The organism is Asticcacaulis sp. AC460, assembly GCF_000495795.1.
Taxonomy (GTDB): domain Bacteria; phylum Pseudomonadota; class Alphaproteobacteria; order Caulobacterales; family Caulobacteraceae; genus Asticcacaulis.
Genome location: NZ_AWGD01000019.1, coordinates 295,914 through 302,325 on the forward strand (window position 1 = coordinate 295,914; position 6,412 = coordinate 302,325).

Annotated in this window: 7 protein-coding genes and 1 pseudogene; 6 read left to right on the forward strand and 2 right to left on the reverse strand. The window is 62.7% G+C overall.

All coding sequences use genetic code 11. The features are described from left to right. The first annotated feature begins 77 nt into the window (after positions 1-77). The 3 genes from ABAC460_RS35680 to ABAC460_RS35690 all read left to right on the forward strand — a co-directional run bounded on the left by ABAC460_RS35680 (position 78) and on the right by ABAC460_RS35690 (position 3,283). Entirely contained in the window at positions 78-1,010 is a 933-nt protein-coding gene (locus tag ABAC460_RS35680) for a CHAP domain-containing protein (protein ID WP_031236768.1), read from the forward strand. 129 nt (positions 1,011-1,139) lie between these two features. Further along, a complete protein-coding gene (locus tag ABAC460_RS35685; protein ID WP_023453493.1) occupies positions 1,140-2,105 on the forward strand; it encodes a magnesium transporter CorA family protein in 966 nt (321 codons plus the stop codon). A gap of 56 nt (positions 2,106-2,161) precedes the next feature. Next, positions 2,162-3,283 (forward strand): serine hydrolase domain-containing protein, encoded by a 1,122-nt coding sequence (locus tag ABAC460_RS35690; protein ID WP_023453494.1) that lies wholly within the window; start codon positions 2,162-2,164, stop codon positions 3,281-3,283. Here ABAC460_RS35690 and ABAC460_RS35695 read toward each other — a convergent pair. Together ABAC460_RS35695 and ABAC460_RS35700 are read right to left on the reverse strand one after the other, a co-directional pair. Then, a complete protein-coding gene (locus ABAC460_RS35695) occupies positions 3,280-4,290 on the reverse strand; it encodes an SAM-dependent methyltransferase (protein ID WP_023453495.1) in 1,011 nt (336 codons plus the stop codon). The two genes, ABAC460_RS35690 and ABAC460_RS35695, sit on opposite strands and share 4 nt — an antisense overlap. Beyond that, positions 4,265-5,080, reverse strand: a complete 816-nt coding sequence (locus tag ABAC460_RS35700; RefSeq protein ID WP_023453496.1) for a DUF1295 domain-containing protein — start codon at positions 5,078-5,080, stop codon at positions 4,265-4,267. The genes ABAC460_RS35695 and ABAC460_RS35700 overlap by 26 nt, the downstream gene beginning before the upstream one ends. A gap of 118 nt (positions 5,081-5,198) precedes the next feature. On the opposite strand from ABAC460_RS35700, the gene ABAC460_RS35705 reads away from it, so the two are divergent. From ABAC460_RS35705 to ABAC460_RS0124590, 3 genes and pseudogenes are all read left to right on the forward strand, one after another. Next, positions 5,199-5,561 carry a DUF2147 domain-containing protein gene (locus ABAC460_RS35705; protein ID WP_023453497.1) on the forward strand — a complete coding sequence of 121 codons (363 nt, stop codon included), beginning with the start codon at positions 5,199-5,201 and terminating at the stop codon, positions 5,559-5,561. Between the two features lie 103 nt (positions 5,562-5,664). Continuing rightward, complete coding sequence (locus ABAC460_RS35710) at positions 5,665-6,237, forward strand: RNA polymerase sigma factor (protein WP_023453498.1); 573 nt, start codon at positions 5,665-5,667, stop codon at positions 6,235-6,237. Next, positions 6,215-6,412 (forward strand): annotated as a pseudogene (locus tag ABAC460_RS0124590) (FecR family protein); the annotation flags it as partial. The gene ABAC460_RS35710 and the pseudogene ABAC460_RS0124590, both read left to right, overlap by 23 nt.

The following is a 6,412-nucleotide window of genomic DNA, read 5'->3' on the forward strand; positions in this document are numbered from 1 at the left end:
TCGGCCGAAAAGTTTGTTGAAATTTTATAATTCTGTTGTATCCAAGTCACGGGGCTCAACTTTCACGGAGCGAGTACGTGAAGAAAACCGTGTCGGCAATAGTATTGGCCGCTTTCACTTTGTGCGCTGCACCCGCGTTTTACGCCACCAGTGCGGCCGCTGCAACGGCTAAACCCGCCGCCACCAAAAAGGTCTCGATTCAGACTCCGTCCAAAAAGGCCAAGGCCCGGAAGGTCAAGGCGATCAAGACCTCCGTCCGCCAATCCCGTTCTTTGGCCAACAGCGGTTCGCGTTCCCCCTACTGGCAGTGCGTCACCTTCGCCCGGTCGCTGACCGGAATGCAGATTTTCGGTGACGCCTGGACCTGGTGGGACAAGGCGAACAACAAGTATGAGACCGGCAATGCGCCCAAGCCCGGCGCCGTCATGGTCTTCCCGCGCCAGGGCAAGATGAATCGCGGCCACGTCGCCGTCGTGTCGCAGATCATCACCGAGCGCTATATCCAGATCACCCACGCCAACTGGTCGCCGATCAACGGCCGCCGCGGCCAGGTCGAAAAGGACGTCAACGTCATGGACGTCTCGGCCCGCGGCGACTGGTCCAAGGTTAAGGTATGGTACGGCCCGCTGAACGATTTCGGCACCACCGTCTATGCGACCAACGGCTTCATCTATCAGGACACGCCGGAAGGCCAGGCCCAGGCGCAGAAGATCATCGCCGAATCCGAAGGCCTGCCGCCGGAGCCCAAGCCTTACACGGCCAGACCCTATCAGCAGATTGCCGCCGCCACGCCGTCGACGCCGGCCCCGGAACTGCCGGCCGTGCTGAAGGCCGCCCTGACGCCCGAAAACGACCGCGGCTTCCTGGCCGTGAAGGCCAATACGGTTGCCGCCCATGTCACCGGCAGTGACGCCGCGGCCATCGTCGCCCGCGTCGAAGCCGACAAGACCCAGGCTGCCGTCAAGCCGAGCAAGGGTGCGACCGCCGCGAAAGCCCCCAGCAGACCTTAATCCAGACGAAATCCGACAAAAGGCGGTGGCTCACCCTTGAGCCGCCGCCTTTTTTCATGCCCAAGCGGTGGCGCCTCTTGAGCCACCGCGTCTTTTCATGAATGGTGCAACGGAAAATCGGGGATCTCCATGCTGACCTTGCACACCTGTTCGCTGCACGACACCACGCCGGATGCGCGCGGATTACCAGCCAATGTCGTGTGGATCGACCTGCATAACCCGACGCGCGACGAAGAGCTGCGGATGGAAGGCCAGTTGGGCGTCCTGCTGCCGACGCGCGAGGATATGGCCGAGATCGAGCTGTCATCGCGGCTGTATGTCGAGGATGGTGCGGCCTTCATGACGGCGCAGTTCGCCTATCATGGCGGGCACAAACAGTTGCAGTCGGGGCCGGTGACCTTCGTGCTGACCGGCGGGCGGCTGGTGACTATCCGTTATATAGAACCGGCGACCTTCAAGGCGTTCGGCGACAAGATCGGCAAGCAGCCGGCCCATTGCCAGGATGGTCCGACCACCTTCCTGAACCTGCTGGACCTGTTCATTCAACGTGCCGCCGACCTGATCGAGACCTCGGGCGCCACCATGGACAGCCTGTCGCAGTCGGTTTTCGTCAAGCGGCGCAAGACGGGGCTGGAAAATGTGCTGATCCAACTGGGCGCCGCCCAGAATGACAATGCCCGCATCCGCGATTCACTGGCGTCGTTGAAGCGGCTGATCGTGTTCGCTTCAGATCTGGAACCCGGGACGGCGGGGCTTAACGTCGGCCATATCAAGGTGTTCCGTGAGCGCCTGGCAACCATGGCTCAGGATGTGGCGTCTCTGGCGGAGCATGCCGCCTCGATCGCCGGCAATATCGCCTTCCTGCTGGAGGCGGCCCTGGGTCTGATCAATATCGAACAGAGCACCATCATCAAGCTGATTTCGATCACCTCGGTGATCTTCCTGCCGCTGACCCTGATCGCCTCGATCTACGGCATGAATTTCGACTACATGCCTTACCTGCATAGCCCGGAAGCCTTTTGGGGCGTCTGCGGGCTGATGGGCGGGATCATCATCATCCTACTGATATGGTTTAAGATCCGGCGCTGGATTTAGTCTTAAATTCGCTTGAATCGAGCCGGAACCTGTGGGCCTCAAATAGGGGATGTTTCATGCGCGCTGTTCTTCTGGCTTTCAGCCTGAGCTTCCTGCCGGTGGCGGTTTTCGCCCAGACCCCGACGGATAATCCGGGGCAATCCTCGCTGGATCTGACGGTGCAGACGGCGGCGGAGACCTTCTTTGCCGACGGATGTCATGTCGGCCTGTCCATGGCGGTTTACGATCGCGGCAACGTCCACTTCTACAATTACGGCACGACGTCGAAGGCGAAACCAGTCCTGCCGTCCAAGGACAGCCTGTATGAGATCGGCTCGGTGACCAAGACCTTCACCGGGGTCTTGGCGTCGCGCGCCATCCTGGACGGGAAGATGACGTTGGACGGGGATTTCCGCGCCTATCTGAAGGATGCCTATCCCAACCTGGAAAAGAACGGCAAGCCGGTCACTCTGCGGACCCTGGCGTCGCATACCTCTGGCCTGCAGCGGGATATTCCGGACAATGATGCCCTGTTCGTCAATGCCGATTTTGAAAAGCTGCCGTATCAGTTGCTGGCGCTGGAAAAGGGGTATGACCGACCGAGGTATCTGAAGGAACTGCATGATGTTCAGCTTCGGACCGAACCCGGCCAGACCATGGCCTATTCGAATTTCGGCATCAAGCTGATCAGTTTCGGACTGGAGCACGTCTATGGTGACGACTTTGAGGACCTGCTGGGCAAGCAGGTGTTCGAACCGCTGGGCATGACGGATACCGGTTTTACCGTGTCGTGGCGCGATCGTGGCCGGCGGGTCAAGGGCTATGGCATCAAGGGCGCCGAGGTGCCCTATATCCGGCCCAATGTCGGCGCGGCCGGTGGTTTGATTTCGTCGACGGCGGATATGGTTCGCTATGTCGCCTGGCATCTCGACGAAAGCGATCCGGTCGTCGCCAAGGCGCATGACCTGATCTTCGGCGATGTGGCGACCTATGGCGAGGGCCTGATCTGGCAGGTTAATACCCGCAATGGCGAGCGCAAGCTGTGGCAGAGCGGCGGGGTGTTCGGCATGTCGAGCCAGGTGATCCTGTTCCCGGACGCGAAGCAAGCCTATGTGTTGCTCGCCAACGATGCCTGCATGAACACCCAGGGCCAGTTGGAGACCCTGGCCTTGGCTGTGCATGATTCCATGAAAAACTAGACGGCCTTCAGGCGGTAGTGGCCGACGCCCCATTCGCTGCCGCCGGCATGGCCCCATAGTCCGGCGGTGGCCAGGAAGAACAGCCGCCAGCGCCGCCGCCACAGTCCGGCCTGATCGCCATAGACGCTGCGCAGGATCGGCATGATCCGTGCCTGGTCGTCGTCGAAATTGTCCAGCCAGTCCAGGGCCGTGCGGCGATAATGTTCGCCCGACCAGCGCCATTCCTGTTCGACCGCGAACAGGTCGGGGAAACGGTGCACCAGGTCGTGTGCTGGCATGATGCCGCCGGTGAAGAAGTACTTGCCGATCCAATCGCTGCCGTCATTGCGGAAGCGGTAGGAATGCTTGCGGTGGGTAAAGACGTGCAGGAAGAGCCGGCCGTCCGCTTCGAGCCAGTTACGGGCGCGGCTGAGCAGGGCGCGCCAGTTCGACATGTGTTCGAACATCTCGACGCTGACGATCCGGTCATAGCGGCCGTGGATGGAGAAGTCGTTCATGTCGGCCGTGATGACCGTCAGGTTCTTGAGGCCACGCCGCCGCGCTTCCGAGGTGATGTATTGCCTTTGGGAATGCGAGTTGGAAACGGATGTTATACGCGACTTTGGGTAGAGCTCGGCCATATACAGCGACAGCGAACCCCAGCCGCAGCCCAACTCAAGCACAGTCTGGCCGTCGCGCAGATCGGCATGATGGCAGGTCTGCTCCAGGGCGTGAATTTCCGCTTCGGCCAGGGTCGTGCCGTCCGACGGATAGTAGCAGCAGGAATATTTGCGCCGAGGCCCGAGGCTGAGGGCGAAGAATTCCGGCGGCAGTTCGTAGTGCTGGGCGTTGGCGTCGGCCGTGTGTTCGGCGATGGCGTAGTCGCGCATGGTTTTGGCAAAGGCGTCCTCGCCCATGGCACCGCGCTGAAGCTGGCGCTTGGTCTGGCCGACCAGCCAGTCGATGGTCGCCAGGGTCACGGCATCGGGTATGGGCGCGCGTTCAGCGGCGGCGGCCAGCAGGCTCATCGGCGGATTCCTTTTTGGGCGGAAGGGGAAAGAAGGCGCTGACCCGGCGCTGGTAGGCACGGAAAGCGTCGCCGCGCGTGGCCAGCATGTGGGCTTCCAGCGGCGGAATGCCCGAGGCGTAGACCAGCAGGTAATACATCAGGGCCGGGGCGGCGAGGGCGAGCAGGCTCCACGGGTTGGCTGGATCGAAGGCCAGGACCGCCCAGCCGACCCAGCCCAGCCATTCGAAGAAGTAGTTGGGGTGGCGCGACCAGGCCCACAGGCCTGTGTCGCAGACGGCGCCCTTGTGCGCCTTGCCGAAGCGGCGCAGTTGCATGTCGGCCAGGGCCTCGCCGGCTATGGCGGCGATCAGGAGGGCAAAACCGATCAGGTCGGTGAGGGCGGGAAATGGCTGCGGGTTGAGCGCGGCGAGGCGCACGGCCAGGACCAGGACAAAGGCCGCGGCCGCCTGGATCTGCAGGAACAGGAACAGGTTGCGCGGGCCGTGCCTGCCCCAGTCCTGCATCAGCTTGGCGTAGCGCGGATCATCCTGTGCGCCGTGGGTGCGGGCGATGATATGGGTACCCAGCCGAAGGGCCCAGATGGCCACCAGGATACCGAGCGTGAGGCGGCGTTCGTTGAGCCCGCCGATCTCCGGCCATGCCGCGGCGGCGATCCCGCCCAGGCCGACGGCGATCGACCAGATGGCATCGATCCAGCCGCTGGAGCCCGTAACGCGCTGCACGACCCAGGCGGCGGTCATGAGCAGGCTCAGGCCCAGGGCGATGACGATCAGCGGGACTGGGTCCATCTGTGGCTCCTGTTTTTCCCTCTTACGCATGGGGGCGGCATCTGGTTCACATCAGGAATTTATGGCGGGTGGTCATCCATCGCGGCGCACGACACGTAAGGTGAGAAAGGAGTTCGCGATGAGACATACCCTGATGACTGTTGTTGCGCTGGGCGTTTTGTGGGCTATGCCGGCCATGGCCTCGCCAGAGGGCGATTGGGCGCGCGGTGATGGCAAGGCACGGGTAAAGATTGCGCCGTGCGGCGCCGACCTGTGTGCGGTGAATACCTGGATCAAGGCGGGGGTGAAGGACGAAAAGGTCGGCGACAAGCTGGTCATGTCCGTCAAGAACGAGGGCGGCACTTGGAAGGGCAGGGCCTTCGACCCGCAGCGCAATCTCCACTACCGCTTGACGATTACGCTTGGCGGTGAGGCGATGACGACGTCGGGCTGTGTGCTGGGCGGGCTGGTGTGCAAGAAGATGACCTGGACGCGGATCTGACGGTTCGTCGGCGACCGTGGTTCCCTCGGAAAAAGCCAAATATTTCTATCCCCCATGTACGGAAGTCTCCTTCTCAGGCATCTAATCCTGCAGGAGGCAGAGTATGGAGTCGGCGCCGGACCACATTATCCGCTGGGTAGGATCGCAGATCCTGCCGCACGAAGCGGATGTGCGCGCTTGGCTGTACCGTGCCCGGCTGGCGCGGGAGGACGTCGAGGACATCCTCCAGGAAGCCTATTGCAAGATCGCCGAGCTGAGCCAGGTCGACCATATCCTGTCGCCGCGCGGCTATTTCTTCACCGTTGCCAAGAACATCGCCCTGATGCGTGTGCGCCGCGCCCGCATCGTCCGCATCGACAGCGTCGATGAGATCGACCGGCTGGACGTCATGAGCGACGCGCCGTCGCCGGAGCAGGAAACCGTGGCGCGCTATGAACTGGCCCGGGTCATGCGGCTGATCGCCGAACTGCCGGCGCGATGCCGCCAGGTGTTCGAGATGCGCAAGATCCAGGGGCTGCCGCAAAAGGAAATCGCCCGGGTGATGGGCATCAGTGAAACCATTGTTGAGAACGAAGCCGCCAAGGGGCTGCGGCTGATCATGCGGTCGATGACCGAACAGGACCGCAACACCAAGCCGCAAAAGGAGTCGCCGCGTGACGCCGCCCGCCGAAACTAGCCCGGAAACCGCCGAAGCGATCGAGATCGCCGCCAGCCATTGGGCCGTCAGGGAGCGCCCGCTGAGCGCCGAGGACGAAGCCGCGCTGCGCGCCTGGCTGAGCGGGGATCCGCGCCGGCGTGGCGCCCTGCTGCGCGCCCAGGCGGCGTGGTCGTCCCTGTCGCGCGCCAAGGCG

What these genes read in the sequence shown, in the direction of transcription:
- ABAC460_RS35705 (WP_023453497.1), top strand. Translation starts at nt 5,199, where the DNA reads ATGAGACATACCCTGATGACTGTTGTTGCGCTGGGCGTTTTGTGGGCT.
- ABAC460_RS35710 (WP_023453498.1), top strand. Translation starts at nt 5,665, where the DNA reads ATGGAGTCGGCGCCGGACCACATTATCCGCTGGGTAGGATCGCAGATC.
- ABAC460_RS35685 (WP_023453493.1), top strand. Translation starts at nt 1,140, where the DNA reads ATGCTGACCTTGCACACCTGTTCGCTGCACGACACCACGCCGGATGCG.
- ABAC460_RS35695 (WP_023453495.1), bottom strand. Translation starts at nt 4,290, where the DNA reads ATGAGCCTGCTGGCCGCCGCCGCTGAACGCGCGCCCATACCCGATGCC.
- ABAC460_RS35700 (WP_023453496.1), bottom strand. Translation starts at nt 5,080, where the DNA reads ATGGACCCAGTCCCGCTGATCGTCATCGCCCTGGGCCTGAGCCTGCTC.
- ABAC460_RS35690 (WP_023453494.1), top strand. Translation starts at nt 2,162, where the DNA reads ATGCGCGCTGTTCTTCTGGCTTTCAGCCTGAGCTTCCTGCCGGTGGCG.